The organism is Leifsonia poae, assembly GCF_020009625.1.
GTDB lineage: Bacteria > Actinomycetota > Actinomycetes > Actinomycetales > Microbacteriaceae > Leifsonia > Leifsonia poae_A.
On sequence record NZ_JAIHLP010000002.1, the window covers coordinates 490,257 to 506,102 of the forward strand.

Annotated in this window: 11 protein-coding genes and 1 pseudogene; 6 read left to right on the forward strand and 6 right to left on the reverse strand. The window is 69.1% G+C overall.

Going from position 1 to position 15,846, the window contains the following annotated elements; genetic code table 11:
- The first annotated feature begins 12 nt into the window (after positions 1-12).
- Positions 13-1,542, forward strand: coding sequence for a DNA polymerase Y family protein (locus K5L49_RS03065; RefSeq protein ID WP_223695227.1), 1,530 nt, complete (start codon positions 13-15; stop codon positions 1,540-1,542).
- A 14-nt stretch (positions 1,543-1,556) separates the two neighbouring features.
- Positions 1,557-4,988 (forward strand): error-prone DNA polymerase, encoded by a 3,432-nt coding sequence (locus K5L49_RS03070; RefSeq protein ID WP_223690549.1) that lies wholly within the window; start codon positions 1,557-1,559, stop codon positions 4,986-4,988.
- A gap of 24 nt (positions 4,989-5,012) precedes the next feature.
- Here K5L49_RS03070 and K5L49_RS03075 read toward each other — a convergent pair whose 3' ends face one another.
- A complete protein-coding gene (locus tag K5L49_RS03075) occupies positions 5,013-5,792 on the reverse strand; it encodes an AMP nucleosidase (protein ID WP_223690550.1) in 780 nt (259 codons plus the stop codon).
- Between the two features lie 11 nt (positions 5,793-5,803).
- A complete protein-coding gene (locus tag K5L49_RS03080) occupies positions 5,804-6,547 on the reverse strand; it encodes a VIT1/CCC1 transporter family protein (protein WP_223690551.1) in 744 nt (247 codons plus the stop codon).
- A gap of 125 nt (positions 6,548-6,672) precedes the next feature.
- Between K5L49_RS03080 and gdhA the strand changes: the two genes are divergently transcribed.
- Positions 6,673-8,031 (forward strand): NADP-specific glutamate dehydrogenase, encoded by a 1,359-nt coding sequence (gene gdhA / locus K5L49_RS03085; protein WP_223690552.1) that lies wholly within the window; start codon positions 6,673-6,675, stop codon positions 8,029-8,031.
- A 22-nt stretch (positions 8,032-8,053) separates the two neighbouring features.
- On the opposite strand, the pseudogene K5L49_RS03090 reads toward gdhA, so the two are convergent.
- Positions 8,054-9,942: pseudogene (locus K5L49_RS03090) on the reverse strand (DEAD/DEAH box helicase).
- Between the two features lie 34 nt (positions 9,943-9,976).
- On the opposite strand from K5L49_RS03090, the gene K5L49_RS03095 reads away from it, so the two are divergent.
- A complete protein-coding gene (locus K5L49_RS03095; RefSeq protein ID WP_223690553.1) occupies positions 9,977-10,774 on the forward strand; it encodes an SGNH/GDSL hydrolase family protein in 798 nt (265 codons plus the stop codon).
- An 18-nt stretch (positions 10,775-10,792) separates the two neighbouring features.
- Here the strand turns inward: K5L49_RS03095 and K5L49_RS03100 are convergent, their stop codons facing one another.
- Together K5L49_RS03100 and K5L49_RS03105 are read right to left on the reverse strand one after the other, a co-directional pair.
- Positions 10,793-12,037 carry a D-alanyl-D-alanine carboxypeptidase family protein gene (locus K5L49_RS03100; protein ID WP_223690554.1) on the reverse strand — a complete coding sequence of 415 codons (1,245 nt, stop codon included), beginning with the start codon at positions 12,035-12,037 and terminating at the stop codon, positions 10,793-10,795.
- 19 nt (positions 12,038-12,056) lie between these two features.
- Positions 12,057-12,881 carry a TrmH family RNA methyltransferase gene (locus K5L49_RS03105; RefSeq protein WP_223690555.1) on the reverse strand — a complete coding sequence of 275 codons (825 nt, stop codon included), beginning with the start codon at positions 12,879-12,881 and terminating at the stop codon, positions 12,057-12,059.
- Positions 12,882-12,989: 108 nt separating this feature from the next.
- On the opposite strand from K5L49_RS03105, the gene K5L49_RS03110 reads away from it, so the two are divergent.
- Together K5L49_RS03110 and K5L49_RS03115 are read left to right on the forward strand one after the other, a co-directional pair.
- On the forward strand, positions 12,990-13,835 hold the full coding sequence (locus K5L49_RS03110) for a Sir2 family NAD-dependent protein deacetylase (RefSeq protein WP_223690556.1): 846 nt from the start codon (positions 12,990-12,992) through the stop codon (positions 13,833-13,835).
- Positions 13,836-13,867: 32 nt separating this feature from the next.
- Positions 13,868-14,467 carry a histidine phosphatase family protein gene (locus tag K5L49_RS03115; protein WP_223690557.1) on the forward strand — a complete coding sequence of 200 codons (600 nt, stop codon included), beginning with the start codon at positions 13,868-13,870 and terminating at the stop codon, positions 14,465-14,467.
- Here the strand turns inward: K5L49_RS03115 and K5L49_RS03120 are convergent.
- A complete protein-coding gene (locus tag K5L49_RS03120) occupies positions 14,448-15,773 on the reverse strand; it encodes a hypothetical protein (RefSeq protein ID WP_223690558.1) in 1,326 nt (441 codons plus the stop codon). The genes K5L49_RS03115 and K5L49_RS03120 overlap by 20 nt on opposite strands.
- Positions 15,774-15,846 lie beyond the last annotated feature (73 nt).

The window sequence follows — 15,846 nt, forward strand, 5'->3', positions numbered from 1 at the left end:
GTGACGAGGGCGATGGTGCTGTGGTGCCCGGACTGGCCGGTGACCGCCGCGATCCGGGCACGGGAGCTTCCCGACGACGCACCGGTGGTGCTCGTGGAGGGCGGCCTCGTCTTCGCCTGCTCGGCGGCGGCCAGGGCCGACGGGGTGAGACGGGGGCTGCGCATCCGGGAGGCCCAGTCCCGATGCACCCAGGTGCTGGTGCTCCCCTACGACCCGGTGCAAGATGCGCGGGCCTTCGAGCCGGTGCTCGCCGCCATCGAAGAGATCGCTCCGGGAACGCAGCCGGTCCGTCCCGGAACCGTCGTGCTGCGAGCACGGGGGCCGGCCCGCTACTACGGCGGGGAAGAGAGGGCCGCCACCGAGCTGCTGCGCTGTCTGGAGGGTCTCGGCATCCCGGACGCGCGTATCGGTATCGCCGACGGGCCGTTCGCCGCCGAGCAGGCTGCCCGCCGCACCGGGGCCGAGCGCGTGCGCGTGATCCCGGCGGGCGACTCCCCCGCCTTCCTGTCGCCGTTGCCGGTGGCGACGCTCGGGCAGGAGGAGCTGACGCCGCTGTTCCTGCGGTTGGGCATCCACCGGCTCGGCGATCTCGCCGCACTCGACCGCACAGATGTGCGTCACCGGTTCGGCGCGCTCGGAGAGCGTTGTCACACGCTGGCGAGCGGGCTCGACGACACCGCCGTCGTGCCGCGCACGCCGCCGAAACAGCTCGACCGGGCGATCGAGTTCGAGCCGCCGCTCGACAGGGTGGACCAGGTCACGTTCGCCTTCCGTGCCACCGCCGAGACCTTCATCGCCGGGCTCACCAAGGCGGGACTGGTGTGCACCTCGGTGCGCATCGAGGTCACCGACGAACGAGGGAAGACGGGCGAACGCACCTGGCTGCACCCGCGGCTGTTCTCCGCCGGCGACGTGGTAGACAGAGTGCGCTGGCAGCTGCAGGGCAGCGGTGCGATCGACAGCGGTCTCGGCTCCCCCGTCGTGCGGGTGCTCGTCGCCCCCGAGGCCGTCGACGACATCGGTCACCATGAAGACGGGCTCTGGGGCGGCGGCGCGGATGAGCGCATCCACCACGGCCTCTCCCGCGTGCAGAGCATGCTCGGGCACGATGCGGTCGTCACCGCGACGATCGGCGGCGGCCGAGCACCGGCCGAACGGCGGGTGCTCGTGCCCTGGGGCGATCGGGCCGTCGGCGCCGCCCGAGCGGAACAGCCCTGGCCCGGGAGCCTGCCGGCGCCGGCGCCGGCGACCGTGTTCGAGGCACCGCTCACCGTGGCCGTGCTCGATGAAAGCGGCCGACCGGTGGCGGTGGATGCGCGGGGCTCGGTCACCGCGCCCCTCGCCCGGTTCTCCCCCACCGCATCCGCCCGCGACGCTCGCGAGGTGAATGCCTGGGCCGGGCCGTGGCCGGTGCGCGAACGCTGGTGGGATGCCGCTCTGGCCCGCACCGTTCAGCGGTTCCAGGTGGTCGACGCCGACGGCACCGCCTGGCTGCTCGTGCTCGACGGCACCGATTGGCGTGCGGAGGCCCGCTATGACTAGCCACGGGAGCGACGATGGGCTGGAATAACCCGCCGATCCCGTGGGCCGAGTTCGAACGACGATTGTCGGGCACGCGCACCGGCGAGCAGGAGGAGGAACGGCCGACCTCGCGCAAACGGGCCGCGTATGTTCCGCCCCCACTGCCGCCGGAACAGCCGGAGGACGACGCCGGCCACGTTCCTTACGCCGAACTGCACGCGCACTCGAACTTCAGTTTCCTGGACGGCGCCAGCTCGCCGGAGGAACTGCTCGAGGAGGCGACCCGGCTGCGGCTGCACGCCCTCGCGATCACCGATCACGACGGCTTCTACGGCGTCGTTCGTCTGGCCGAGGCGGCGGAAGCGTACGACCGGGTGAAGACGGTGTTCGGCGCCGAACTGTCGCTGCAGCTCAGCAGACCCCAGAACGGGGAGGCCGACCCGGAGGGCAGCCACCTCGTGGTGCTCGCCCGGCGGCAGGAGGGGTATCACCGGCTGGCGGCGGCCCTCACCGACGGGCAACTCGCCGGCGAAGAGAAAGGGCGCCCCCGGTACGACCTCGAGGGCCTCGCCCAGCAGGCCGGCGGCGAGTGGACCGTCCTCACCGGCTGCCGCAAAGGCGAGGTGCGCCGAGCGCTCGCATCCGGCGGCGAGGAGGCGGCCGAACGCGAAGTCGCCCGACTGGCCGAGCTGTTCGGGCGGGAGGCCGTGCTCGTCGAGCTCATCGACCACGGCAACCCGCGCGACACGACCGACAACGACACACTCGCCCGCATCGCCGGGCGGCTCGGGATGCCGGTGGTCGCCACCAACAACGTGCACTACGCCTCCCCGGCGCAACACCCGCTCGCCGCCGCCCTCTCGGCCGTGCGTGCCCGGCGGAGCCTCGACGAGATGGACGGCTGGCTGCCCGCCTCCGACGCCGCCCACCTGCGCAGCGGGCGCGAGATGGCCGCCCGGTTCGGCCGCTACCCGGGGGCCGTCGAGCGCACGGTCGAGGTGGCCGACGACCTCTCCTTCCGGTTGCGCAGCGCACGGCCGAAACTGCCGAGGCAGGAGGTTCCCGACGGGCACACGCCGATGAGCTGGCTGCGCGAGCTGACCTGGCGCGGCGCTGCCGAACGCTATCCCGATCTCGACACCGACCCCCTTCACCAGAAACGCACCCGGATCGAGCACGAGTTGAAGGTGATCGAAGAGAAGGACTTCCCCGGCTACTTCCTCATCGTGAACGACATCGTGAGGTACGCCCGCGAGCGGGACATCCTCTGCCAGGGGCGAGGCTCGGCCGCGAGCTCGGCGGTCTGCTACGTGCTCGGCATCACGGCGGTCGACGCGATCCGCTACCACCTGCCGTTCGAGCGGTTCCTCTCCAGCATGCGCGACGAGGAACCCGACATCGACGTCGACTTCGACTCCGACCGGCGTGAGGAGGTCATCCAGTACGTCTACAGCAAGTACGGCAGGCACAACGCCGCGCAGGTGGCCAATGTGATCAGCTACCGCCCCAAGAACGCCGTGCGCGACATGGCCAAAGCCCTCGGATTCAGCCCCGGCCAGCAGGACGCCTGGTCGAAGCAGATCGACACCTGGGGCTCCATCCAGACCACGGCCGACCACGACATCCCGGAGCCGGTGGTCGAGCTCGCGCAGCAGGTGCTGAAGTTCCCCCGGCATCTGGGCATCCACTCCGGCGGCATGGTGCTGACCGACCGGCCGGTGGGCGAGGTGTGCCCCATCGAGCACGCCCGCATGGAGAACCGCACCGTGCTTCAGTGGGACAAAGACGATTGCGCCTGGATGGGTTTGGTCAAGTTCGACCTGCTCGGCCTCGGCATTCTGAGCGCCCTGCACTATTCGATGGCCGTGATCGCGGAGTCGCTCGGCGAGCGATTGACGCTGGACAGCATCCCGAAAGAAGAGCAGGGCGTCTACGACATGCTGGCCCGGGCAGACGCGATCGGCGTGTTCCAGGTGGAGAGCCGGGCGCAGATGGGCACGCTGCCGCGCCTGCGGCCCCGAGGGTTCTACGACCTGGCCATCGAGATCGCGCTCATCCGGCCGGGACCGATCCAGGGCGGAGCGGTGCACCCGTACATCCGGCGGAAGACCGGCGAGGAGCAGGTGAGCTACGCGCACAAAAAGCTCGAGCCGGTGCTGGAGCGCACCCTCGGCGTTCCGCTCTTCCAGGAACAGCTGATGCAGATGGCGATGGCGATCGGCGGATTCGACGCCGCCGACGCCGACCAGCTGCGCCGCGCGATGGGCTCCAAACGCGGGGTGGAGAAGATCAGCCGGTTGCGCGCGAAGCTCTACGAGGGCATGGCCGCGAACGGTCTCACCGGCGACGAAGCCGACGCCATCTACGCCAAGATCGAGGCGTTCGCCAATTTCGGTTTCGCCGAGAGCCACTCCCTCAGTTTCGCGCTGCTCGTCTACGCCAGCTCCTGGCTCAAGCTGCACTACCCCGGCGCCTTCCTCGCCGGGCTTCTACGCGCGCAACCGATGGGGTTCTACTCTCCGCGCACCCTCACCGCGGATGCACGCCGGCACGGTGTCGTGGTCCACCGGCCGGATATCCACCGCTCCGGCGTCTTCCCCGTGCTGGAGGCTCTCGACGACGCCACAACCGGACCGACCGGTTCAAACGTTTGCCTCGAGCGCACCCAACCCCCGGTCGCCCCGCTGCCGACTCCGGGCGGAAAGCCGCTGCCCGCCCCGCAGATCCCGCTCGACTACGACAGGCACCGTCGCGACGCCGGCCACGCAGTGCGGCTGGGCCTCGCCGGGGTCGCCTCGATCGGCGAGAAGCTGGCCGCGCGCATCGTCGCCGAGCGGGAGCAGCACGGACGGTTCACCGACCTCGGCGACCTGAACCGCCGGGTCGGCCTCAGCGCGGCCCAGCTGGAGGCTCTCGCGACCGCCGGCGCCTTCGACGGGCTCGGGCTCACCCGACGGCAGGCCATCTGGGAGGCGGGACCGGCAGCGCAGGAGAAGCCGGAGTTTCTCACCGGCACGACGATCGCGGTGCAGCCTCCACTGCTGCCGTTCCTCTCCCCCGCCGAACAGCTGGCTTCCGACCTGTGGGCGACGGGGATCTCTCCGGACGATCACCCGATCGGCTTCCTTCGGCCGCAGCTGAGTGAGCGCGGGGTCTACCCGGCCGAGCAGCTCCCGTTCGCCGAGTCCGGGCGCCGCATCGAGGTGGGCGGTGTCGTGACCCACCGCCAGCGCCCGCAGACCGCCGGCGGCGTCACCTTTCTCAACCTGGAGGACGAGACCGGACTGGTGAACATCATCTGCCCGCAGGGCGTCTGGAACCGCTACCGCCGGGTGGCTCGGGAGGCACCGGCCATGATCATCCGGGGCATCCTGGAACGGTCGCACGAGGGGGTCGTCAACCTGATCGCCGACCGGATGGAAGCACTGACGGTGGGGATGCGCACCACCTCACGCGACTTCCGGTGACGCGGCGACGCGCCTGAGCCCGCCCTAATCGTCTTCGAACCGAAGATGCCGCACACTGCGACCGTTGCGACGCACCAGTTTCAATGCCTCCACGCCGATCCGGATGTGCCGATCGACGAACTCGGCGGTCACACTGTGATCGCTCGCGGCCGTCTTCACCCCCTCGGGGATCATCGGCTGATCGGAGACCAGCAGCAGCGCCCCGCACGGGATGCGGTTGGCGAAGCCGGCCGCGAAGACCGTGGCGGTCTCCATGTCGACAGCCATGCAGCGCGTGCGCTGCAGGTACGCCTTGAACGTGTCGTCGTGCTCCCACACCCGCCGGTTCGTCGTGTAGACCGTGCCCGTCCAATAGTCGTAGCCGAAGTCCCGGATGGTCGTGGAGACACCGCGCTGCAACTGAAACGCCGGCAGGGCGGGAACCTCCGGCGGCAAATAGTCGTTCGAGGTCCCTTCCCCGCGGATCGCGGCGATCGGCAGCACGAGATCGCCGAGCCGGTTCTTCTTCTTCACCCCGCCGCATTTGCCGAGGAACAGCACCGCTTTCGGGCTCACCGCACTCAGCAGGTCCATGACTGTCGCAGCGTTGGGGCTGCCCATCCCGAAGTCGATCATCGTGATGCCGTCGGCGGTGGCGTTCGGCATCGGCCTGTCGACACCGCGCACCTCCACCCCGTGCAGTCGCGCGAAGATCTCCACATAGTCGCCGAAGTTGGTCAGCAGCACATGGTCACCGAACTCGGCGAGCGGTGTCCCCGTGTAGCGCGGGAGCCAGTCGGAGACGATCTCCTGTTTGTCTTTCATCGCATGTCCTCTCAGACCACCCCGGCCGAACCCAGCGCCGCGCCGATGGCGAACGTCGCGATCAGCGCGATCGCCCCGCCCACAACGACCCGCACGGTCGCCCGCCAGCGCGAACTGCCGCCGATGAACGCAGCGACGTATCCGGTCAGCGCCAGGGCGACGAGCACGACGACGAACGTCACCGGCACCCGGGCCGCCTGCGGAAGCAGCAGCATCGGCAACAACGGCAGGATGCCGCCGATCGTGAAGGGGACGGCCGACGCGAGTGCGGCGTGCCACGGGCTCACCACGTCGTCGGGGTCGATGCCGAGTTCGGCGGAGAGGTGGGCGGCGAGCACATCGTGTTCGGTGAGTTCGAGCGCGACCTGACGCGCCGTCGCCGGCTTCAGCCCTTTCGCCTCGTAGAGACCGACGAGCTCCTCCAGCTCCTGCTCCGGCGTCTCCTCCAGTTCGCGGCGCTCCTTCGCGATGAGGGCGTGCTCGCTGTCGCGCTGGCTGCTCACCGACACGTACTCGCCGAGGGCCATCGAGATGGCGCCGCCGACGAGCGCGGCCAGCCCCGCGGCGAGGATGGGGGCGATGTCTCCCGTCGCCCCAGCGACGCCGACGGCGACCGCGGCCACCGAGACGATGCCGTCGTTTGCACCGAGCACGCCCGCCCGCAGCCAGTTGAGCCGTTGGGCGAGCCCTTCGCGATGAGGCTCGCCCAGATGCTGCCCGGGCAGCGGGTTCTCATTCGTCGCCGAATCCGTCATGAGACCAGCAGACCATGTCCGGCGCCGCCGCGCCAGTGAGGGAAGGCAGCCCACACCCGGCGGCCGCTTCGTCACACACGCCACCCACCCGATACGATTCTGAAGGTCCCGACAGAAAGTCAGCTATGCCGCAAACCACTTCGCTTTCCCCTCTGCTCGAAGATGTGCTCCGCCGGAATGCGGGAGAACCTGAGTTCCACCAGGCTGCACGCGAGGTCTTCGATTCACTCGGCCCTGTGATCGCGGCGCATCCCCGCTACGCCGAGGCATCGGTGCTGGAGCGTCTCAGCGAGCCGGAGCGGCAGATCATCTTCCGCGTGCCGTGGACGGACGACCGCGGCCACGTGCACATCAACCGCGGTTTCCGCGTCGAGTTCAATTCCGCTCTCGGCCCGTACAAGGGCGGGCTGCGTTTTCACCCGACGGTCACACTCGGCACGGTCAAGTTCCTCGGTTTCGAGCAGATCTTCAAGAACGCGCTCACCGGTCTGCCCATCGGCGGCGGAAAAGGCGGAAGCGACTTCGACCCCAAGGGCAAGTCCGACGCCGAGGTGATGCGGTTCTGTCAGTCGTTCATGACGGAGCTGTACCGGCACATCGGCGAGTACACGGATGTGCCTGCCGGTGACATCGGCGTCGGCGGCCGCGAGATCGGCTATATGTTCGGCCAGTACAAGCGCATCACGAACCGCTACGAGTCGGGTGTGCTCACCGGCAAGGGTGTCGGCTGGGGCGGTTCGCTCGTGCGAACCGAGGCCACCGGTTTCGGTGCCGTCGTGTTCGCCGAGCGGATGCTCGCCACCCGCGGTCGCTCGTTCGACGGTGCCCGGGTGCTCGTCTCCGGTTCGGGCAATGTCGCGATCTATGCCATTCAGAAGGTGCAACAGCTCGGCGGCACCGTCGTCGCCTGCTCCGACTCGACCGGCGCGGTCTACGACGAGGACGGCCTCGACCTCGACTTGCTCCGCCGGGTGAAGGAGCAGGACCGCGGGCGACTGAGCGACTATGCGGCCGCGCGGGGCACCGCATCCGTGTACCGCCCCGGTGGTGACATCTGGGCGCTCGCGGCCGAGACGCACATCGATGTCGCTATCCCCTGCGCCACGCAGAACGAGCTCGACGGCGACGCAGCGGCGACCCTTGTGAACAACGGCGTCATCGCGGTCGTCGAGGGCGCGAATATGCCGTCGACCCCCGAGGCCGTGCGTGTGTTCTCATCCGGCGGCATCCTGTTCGCGCCCGGCAAGGCGGCAAATGCCGGCGGCGTGGCAACCTCGGCGCTCGAAATGCAGCAGAACGCCTCCCGCGACGCGTGGACTTTCGACTACGCCGAGCACCGCCTGGCCGAGATCATGGTCGGCATCCACGACCGCTGCGCCGAGACGGCGGAGGAGTATGGCAGCCCCGGCGACTACGTTCTCGGCGCGAACATCGCCGGTTTCGTGCGGGTGGCCGATGCGATGATCGCCCTCGGCGTCATCTGATCCCCTCCCTCCCGACGAAGCGCTACCCGCGCCCGATTCGCTTGCGCAGGAAGTCGATGCGTGCCTGGAGCTGGGTGACACTGGCCTGTGCGACGGCAGGCCCGCCGCACACCCGCCGCAGTTCCGCATGCACCAGCCCGTGCGCCTCCCCGGTGTTCTTCGCGTACAGACCGACGAGGCTGTTGAGCAGCGAGCGCTGCTCTTTGAGGTTGCGGTAGAGCGGTGCGGGCGGGTGCCCGTCAGCGCCCGCCGGCCGCGAGGCCGTGCGCCGCGCCTGCCGCTGCTGCCGCTGCATCAACAGCTCGTGCACCTGGTCTGGTTCGAGAATGCCCGGCAGACCGATGAAGTCGAGCTCCTCGTCGCTGCCCGGAACCGCGAAGCTGCCGAATTCGCGGCCGTCGTAGAGCACCCTGTCGAAGTTCGCCTCCGACCCGAGGGCTTCGAACGCGAACTCCTCCGTGAGCGCATCCGACCCGCGCTCCTGCCGGTTCGCTTCCGCCATCATCGCGTCTTCGGGGTTGAAGAAATCCCCTTCCGCGTTCTCGTCGCTCGGCCGGTCGAGCGCGTGGTCGCGTTCAAGCTCCAGCGCGTTCGCCAACGCCATCAGGCTGGGCACATTCGGGAGGAAGACAGAGGCGGTCTCGCCCCGACGACGGGCCCGCACGAACCGGCCGATGGCCTGGGCGAAGAACAGCGGCGTGGATGCGCTGGTGGCGTAGACGCCGACCGCGAGACGCGGAACATCGACCCCCTCTGAGACCATGCGCACGGCAACCATCCAGCGCGAGGTGCCGCTCGAGAACTCGGTGATCCTGTCGCTCGCCTCCTTCTCGTCGGAGAGCACGACGGTCACCGGCTCGCCCGAGATCTGCTGCAGCAGGTCGGCGTAGGCACGAGCGGTGTACTGGTCGGTGGCGATGACGAGGCCGCCGGCATCGGGGATGGCGGCGCGCACCTCGGTCAGACGCCGGTCGGCGGCGCTCAGCACCGCGGGGATCCACTCTCCGCGCGGGTCGAGCGCCGTGCGCCAGGCCTGCGAGGTGATGTCTTTGGTGTTCCCCTCGCCGAGACGCGCCTCCATCTCGTCGCCGGTCTTCGTGCGCCAGCGCATGTGCCCGGCGTAGACCAGGAAGATCACCGGACGCACGACGCCGTCTTCCAGGGCGCGGCCGTAACCGTAGTTGTAGTCGGTGAGCGAGGTGCGGATGCCGTTCTTGTCGGGCAAGTAACTCACGAACGGGATCGGCGCCGTGTCGGACCGGAACGGCGTGCCCGTGAGAGAGAGCCGGCGGGTGGCCCGTTCGAATGCGTCACGGATGCCGTCGCCCCAGCTGAGCGTATCCCCGCCGTGGTGCACTTCGTCGAGGATGACCAGGGTGCGGTAGTTCTCGGTGATGTCTTTGTGCAGGCTCGGGCGCATCGCGACCTGCGCGTAGGTGACGGCGACCCCGCGATAGTGCCGCGCATAGCGGCCGTCGGAGTTCTTGAACTCGGGTCGAGGTGCAGCCCGACCCGTTCGGCCGCCTCGGCCCACTGCCTCTTGAGGTGCTCCGTCGGCGCGACGACGGTGACCCGCTCCACCGTGCGGGAGCGCAACAGTTCCGTCGCGAGCCGCAGCGCGAAGGTGGTTTTGCCGGCGCCGGGCGTCGCGGCGGCGAGGAAGTCGCGGGGCTCGGTCTGGAAGTAGACGTCGAGCGCCTCGGCCTGCCATGCCCGCAGTTTGTCGGCGGTTCCCCACGCTGCGCGCTCGGGGAACGACGGCGACAGGTGCTCCGCCGCGAAGGTACCCGCGTGCGCTCCCGGTCGATCGGGGTTGGGGGGTGAGGTCGGCGTTTCCACTTGTATCGAATTTACCGTGCTCCCCTGACAGTCGCACGCCGCCCGCCCGCCCGGGCGCGCCGCCCCGCACATCCCCGGCACCGCGGCCGGCGTGCAGAATGGAGGCATGGTCGACGCGCAGCACCCCTGGTCCCGTTATGTCGCTCTGGGCGACTCCTTCACGGAGGGGATCGGCGATCCCGAGCCGCGAAGCGCGGGCGGTCACCGCGGCTGGGCCGACCGGGTGGCCGAGGTGCTCAGCCGCCAGACCGGCGACTTCGCCTATGCGAACCTCGCCGTGCGCGGCAAGCTCATCAGGCAGATCGTCGATGAGCAGGTGGAACCGGCTCTCGCCCTGCGGCCGGATCTCATCACGCTCTCCGCCGGCGGCAACGACGTGATCCGCCCGGGCACCGACCCCGACCAGATCGCCACACTCTTCGATGAGGCCGTGGCGCGCCTCAGCCGGGAGGGAGCGACGATCGTCGTGTTCACCGGCGTCGACGTGGGGTTCTCGCCGGTGTTCCGCGGTATCCGGGGCAAGGTCGCGATCTACAACGAGAATGTGCGCGCCATCGCGGCCCGTTACGACTGCATCGTCGCCGATCAGTGGTCGCTCACCGAGATCCAGGACCTGCGGATGTGGGCCCCCGACCGGCTGCACCTCGCCCCGCTCGGCCACCACACCGTCGCCCGCATGGTGCTCGCAGCGCTGAACGTCGAGAACGATCTGCAGCCGTTGGAGCCCGAACCGCTGCCGGAGCGCAGCTGGCGTCAGGCGCGGGCAGAAGACCTGTCCTGGGCACGCGAATATCTGGTGCCCTGGGTGATCCGCCGCATCCGGCACCAGTCCTCCGGCGACCACGTGCAGGCGAAGCGCCCCGACGCAGTTCCGTTCCTCCTCCCGCCCGTCGACGGCGAGTAGCGGAGGCGGGATGCTGCGCTAGGCGCCCAACCCGCCCGGGTGTGCCAGACGCCAGAGGAATCCAGGGTCAGTGAGCTCGCTCGCGAGCGCGAGCGGTGCCGTCTGCGTCTTTCCGTCGAGGGTGAACGTCACCTGCCCGACCACATCCCCTTTGGCACCCGCCTGCAGCGGCCGAGTCTGCACCGCCACCTGGATCGGGGTGTCCGACCAGACGACGAACGACTTCGCCTTCGTTGACACCAGGGTCGTCTTGGCGCCCCACGGCGTCGTGTACGTGCCGTACGACTGCCCGATCGTCGAGGCCTCCACCTCGTGGAACCCGTTCTTCATGCTTCCGAGCAGTGCCTTCACCGAGGCCCACAAATCGTCGTGGCTCTGTGCGCCGAGCACGACACCGACCACCCGCACTTTCGTGTCGCCGACCGTGACCCGTGCTGAGAAGAGCAGGCAGTACCCCGCCTCGTCGGTGTTCCCGGTCTTGAGGCCGTCGATCCCGTCGACGCCGAGCAGGGAATTGGTGTTGTCCTGCTCGCCCGCCCCCGGCAGCGTCACGGTCTTGAGAGACACGATCGAGGAGAGCACCGGATCGGCGAGCACGAGCTTGCCGATCCCCAACAGGTCCTTCGGGGTGCTCACGCTCCCGGGCGTCAGACCGTCGGGGCTGTCCATGTGCGTTCCGGTGAATTTGTTGGCGGTGAGCCAGCTGTTCGCCGCTTTCACGAAGGCACCCGTAGAGCCGTACGACCAATTGGCGAGCGTGATCGCGTAATTGTTCGCCGACGGGAGCAGCATCGCCTCCAGCGCCTGCTTCTCGGTCATGGACGTGCCGGCGACCACCGGCGCCCACGATCCGCCCTCGGCGATCACCTCGTTCCAGATGTCCACATCCTTCTGGGTGAACCTGATCGTCGGTCCGTCGCTCCCGGCCGTCAGCGGCTTCTTGTCGAGGACCACCAGCGCCGTGATCGTCTTCGTGATGCTCGCGATCGGCACGCTCGCCGCCGACCCGTGGAACGCCGTCGCCCCGGAGTAAGCGGGCGCCGTGATGCCGCTGGATCCCGAGCCCGGCCAGGCCAGCTTGGCCGCCGGCTGTGCGATCGTCGCCTGATGCGAGGTCACCGCCGCCGTGGCGGGCACCGGCGCGAAGAGCGAGCCGGCGACATAGAGGACGCTGACGAGCACCACCCCGAGGAGACCGAAGACGACGATGCGCCGTCGACGGTAGACGTTGCGACGGGCGAGGCGGCGGGGCTGGTCGTGCACCCCGAGATTCTATGCGGTGCTAACGAAGCGCTCCCTGTGAACGCGCCCGCAACGCCCAGAGTGCCACGGCGCTGGCCGAAGCCACATTGAGCGAGTCGACGCCGTGCAGCATCGGGATCGTCACCACCGTGTCGGCGGCCGCCAGAGCGTGGCGGCTCAGGCCGTCCCCCTCCGAACCGAGCACGAGCGCCAGCCGTTTCGGCGGGTTCGCCGCATAGTCGTCGAGGGAGACCGCGTCGTCGGCCAGCGCCAGGGCCGCGATCTCGAACCCGGCGTCGTGCAGGATCGGCGCCGCCTCGGACCACTCCGGGATGCGCGTCCACGGAACCTGCAGCACCGTGCCCATGCTCACCCGCACGCTCCGCCGGTAGAGCGGGTCGGCGCAGCGTGGGCTGATCAGCACGGCATCCGCCCCGAGCCCGGCCACCGAACGGAACATCGCCCCGACGTTGGTGTGGTCGACGATGTCCTCCAGCACCACGACCCGCCGCGCATCCCGCAGCAGCTCGGCGGGGTCGGGAAGCGCCGGGCGGTGCATCGCCGCAAGTGCCCCGCGGTGCAGGTGGTAGCCCGTGAGCTCCTCGAGAATGGAGCTCTCCCCGACGAACACGGGCACATCCGGGTAGTCCACAAGCAGCGGTTCCACGTCGGCCAGCCACTGCTCCTGCAGCAGGACGGAGCGCGGACGGTGGCCCGCGGCGAGGGCTCGCGTGATCACCTTGGTCGACTCGGCGATGTACAGGCCGCCCGCCGGCTCGCTGACCCGCCGCAGGGCGACATCCGTGAGACGCGAATAGTCCGCGAGGCCCTCGTCGCCGAGGTCGGTGATGCGATGGATGCGCACGAATCGTCCGCCCTTTCTGGTGGTGATGTACCCAGATTGCCAGTCGCCGGAAACAAATCGGAAAACTGGGGTGTTTAGACTCAGGGCTGGCTGGACCTGGAGGTGTCGATGGCTGCGTTCACGACGGAGATCCCACCCGAGCTCGCGCGCGGGCTGGACGAGGCCGTCGACATTCTCGCCGGGCGCACATTCTCCGTGCTCACCGGTGCCGGTGTCAGCACCGATTCTGGCATCCCCGACTACCGGGGCGAGGGCGCGCCCACCCGCACTCCGATGACGTTCCAGCAGTTCCTCGCCTCCGAGACGTTCAGCAAGCGTTACTGGGCCGGCAGCCACCTCGGCTACCGCCGCTTCGCCGCCGCCGCACCCAATGCCGGGCACCGCGCTCTGGCGGAGCTGGAGTCGGCCGGCGCCGCCAACGGTGTGATCACCCAGAACGTCGACGGCCTCCACAAGCAGGCCGGTTCGCGCAAGGTCGTGGATCTGCACGGTGCGATGGACCGAGTGCTCTGTCTCGCCTGCGGTCAAGTCTTCGCGCGCGAGAGCATCTCGGCTCGCATCGAGGCGGCCAACCCATGGCTCGACACCGCCGGCGCCGTCGAGATCGCGCCCGACGGGGATGCGATCGTCACCGACATCGACGCCTTCGTCGTTCCCGAGTGCACAGTGTGCGGCGGTCGGCTGAAACCCGATGTGGTCTTCTTCGGCGAGTTCATCCCGGCCGAGAAATACCGTGAGGCGAGCGCGCTCGTGCGCTCCTCGGATGCTCTGCTCATCGCCGGCTCGTCGCTGGTCGTCAACTCGGGCATCCGCCTTCTCGAGGAGGCCCGCCGTCGGCGGCTGCCGATCGTGATCGTGAACCGCGGCGCGACCAAAGGTGACTCCCGGGCGACCGTTAAGCTGGAGGCCGGGACCACGGAGACCCTGGTCGAACTCGCCCGACGACTCGGCTGAGGCTTCGCGCGCCCTTCGACGAAAGGACGCGCGTGACAAGAATCTCCCTCGTTCGCCACGGCCAGACCGACTGGAACCTGGCCAAGCGCATCCAAGGCTCCAGCGATATCCCACTCAACGAGACGGGACGCAATCAGGCCGAGACCACGGGCCTCGCGCTGGCGCGCGGTCGCTACGACGCGCTCTACGCGAGCCCGTTGAGCCGAGCGGCCGAGACGGCGAGCATCATCGGTCGGCACACCGGTCTCGGCGATCCGATGCCGCTGCCCGCGGTGGCCGAGCGTCGCTATGGCGAGGCGGAAGGGATGACGGGAGCGGAAATCCTCGCCCGTTGGCCGGAGGACACACCCGTTCCCGGTCGGGAGAGCCGGCAGTCCGTCGTCGATCGGGCGCTACCGGCGCTGCTGGAGCTCGGCGAACGGCACCCGGACGAGTCGATCATCGTCGTCAGCCACGGTGGCGTGATCGGCTCCCTGGTGCGGCATGTCACCTCCCATGCACTCCCAGGGCCTGGCGAGGTCATCCCGAACGGATCGGTGCACGAGTTCGTCTACACCGACGGCCGGCTCGAACTCGACCGGTTCAACCTCAGCCCCGAAGATCGCGACCTGTTCACGGCATCGGTGCTGTAGCGGAGGGTTCGCCGAACCCCGGAAGCATCGTGATCTCCCGGAACGATGCGGGGAGTTCCTCCGCGCGGACAGCGATGGAGCCGGGCCCCGTCGCGTGGATTCCGCGCGCCACGCGCGCTGAGGCCACCGGACCGAGCAGCTCGACCGTGGCCAACTCCGCACCCGCCGAGGAGATCGCTCCCCCGACATCCAGCCGTTCGATGCTGCCGCCCGGCTTGATGCTCAGCGCCATGGCCGGAAGTGAGATCTGCTGCCCTTTGACCAGGCTGATCCCCGTCGATCCTCGGGTGACGATGTCACCGCTGACGGTGAGGACGGGCAGGGGTCTGCTCAGCTGGACGCCGATCGCCCCATCCCCCGCGGTGCTGATGGAGAGGAAGTGGGCTTCCTGGATCGAACCGTCATACAGGTTGAATCCCCGCGAACCCGCTCCATACGTCTCGATCGCGCCGTCTGCCTGCAACGTTCCGAGCCGGCCGAAGTTGACGAACCCGATTCCGGACGGGCCACGCGAGGTGATCGTCTCCCGGCTTCGCCAGGTTCCGACCTCACCCCAGTTGTCGAGCACCATGTCGTTCTGGCCGTTCGTGGTGACCGTCCCCAGGTTATCGACGAGGTCGACCGTCGCGCCGCCGATCACGAAGACGCCCCCGCTGATGACGTCCGGGGTGCCGGGAGCGATCCCGCCGTCGGTGTGGATCTCGCCCGTCGTCAGCAGCGAGACCGCGACGGCCCCCTCCCCTCCCGCATCCCGGGATCCGCCCACGAACACACCGCTGCCCCGCACAGGCACGTCAGCGGTTCCCGCCGAGATGCCCTCCAACACCGCTGTGAACCGCGACGAGGCATCGTTCTGGCGGTTCCACAACGTGAACGCACCCTGCAGGGCGTCGACGCCGAACGCATGAGGGCGGTGGAACCGGCCACGAACATCGGCCGCAACGACGTGCACATCCCTCGTCACGATGTGGCCGGAACGCACACGCCCCTCAGCGATGAGGGCGATCTGCCCCACCGTGGAGACACCCGACAGCTCGAGCGTGCCCCAGCTCGCCACGCTCGTGTCGGTGAACAGTGCCGCCTCGGTGAGGCTCGTCTCGATCGTGATGTCTGAGACGGTGTTGTCCGTGGTGACACCCACTCCCCTCCCGCCGAAGCGCAGGCGGCCGCCTCGCAGCTGGGTTCCGGGCGCCAGCGTGAGGCTCGGCATCCCCTCGATCGTGCCGTCGACGGCGATGCCGGGCACACCGTCAGCGACCGCTTTCGTCAGTTCCTCTGCCGTCGTGACCGTCGTCCAGGTCGTCATGATCGTCACCTTCCCGTCGAGTACGTCTCGTCGTCCCACTCAACACCTTCGAGGTCGGAGGGGATAGGAACGT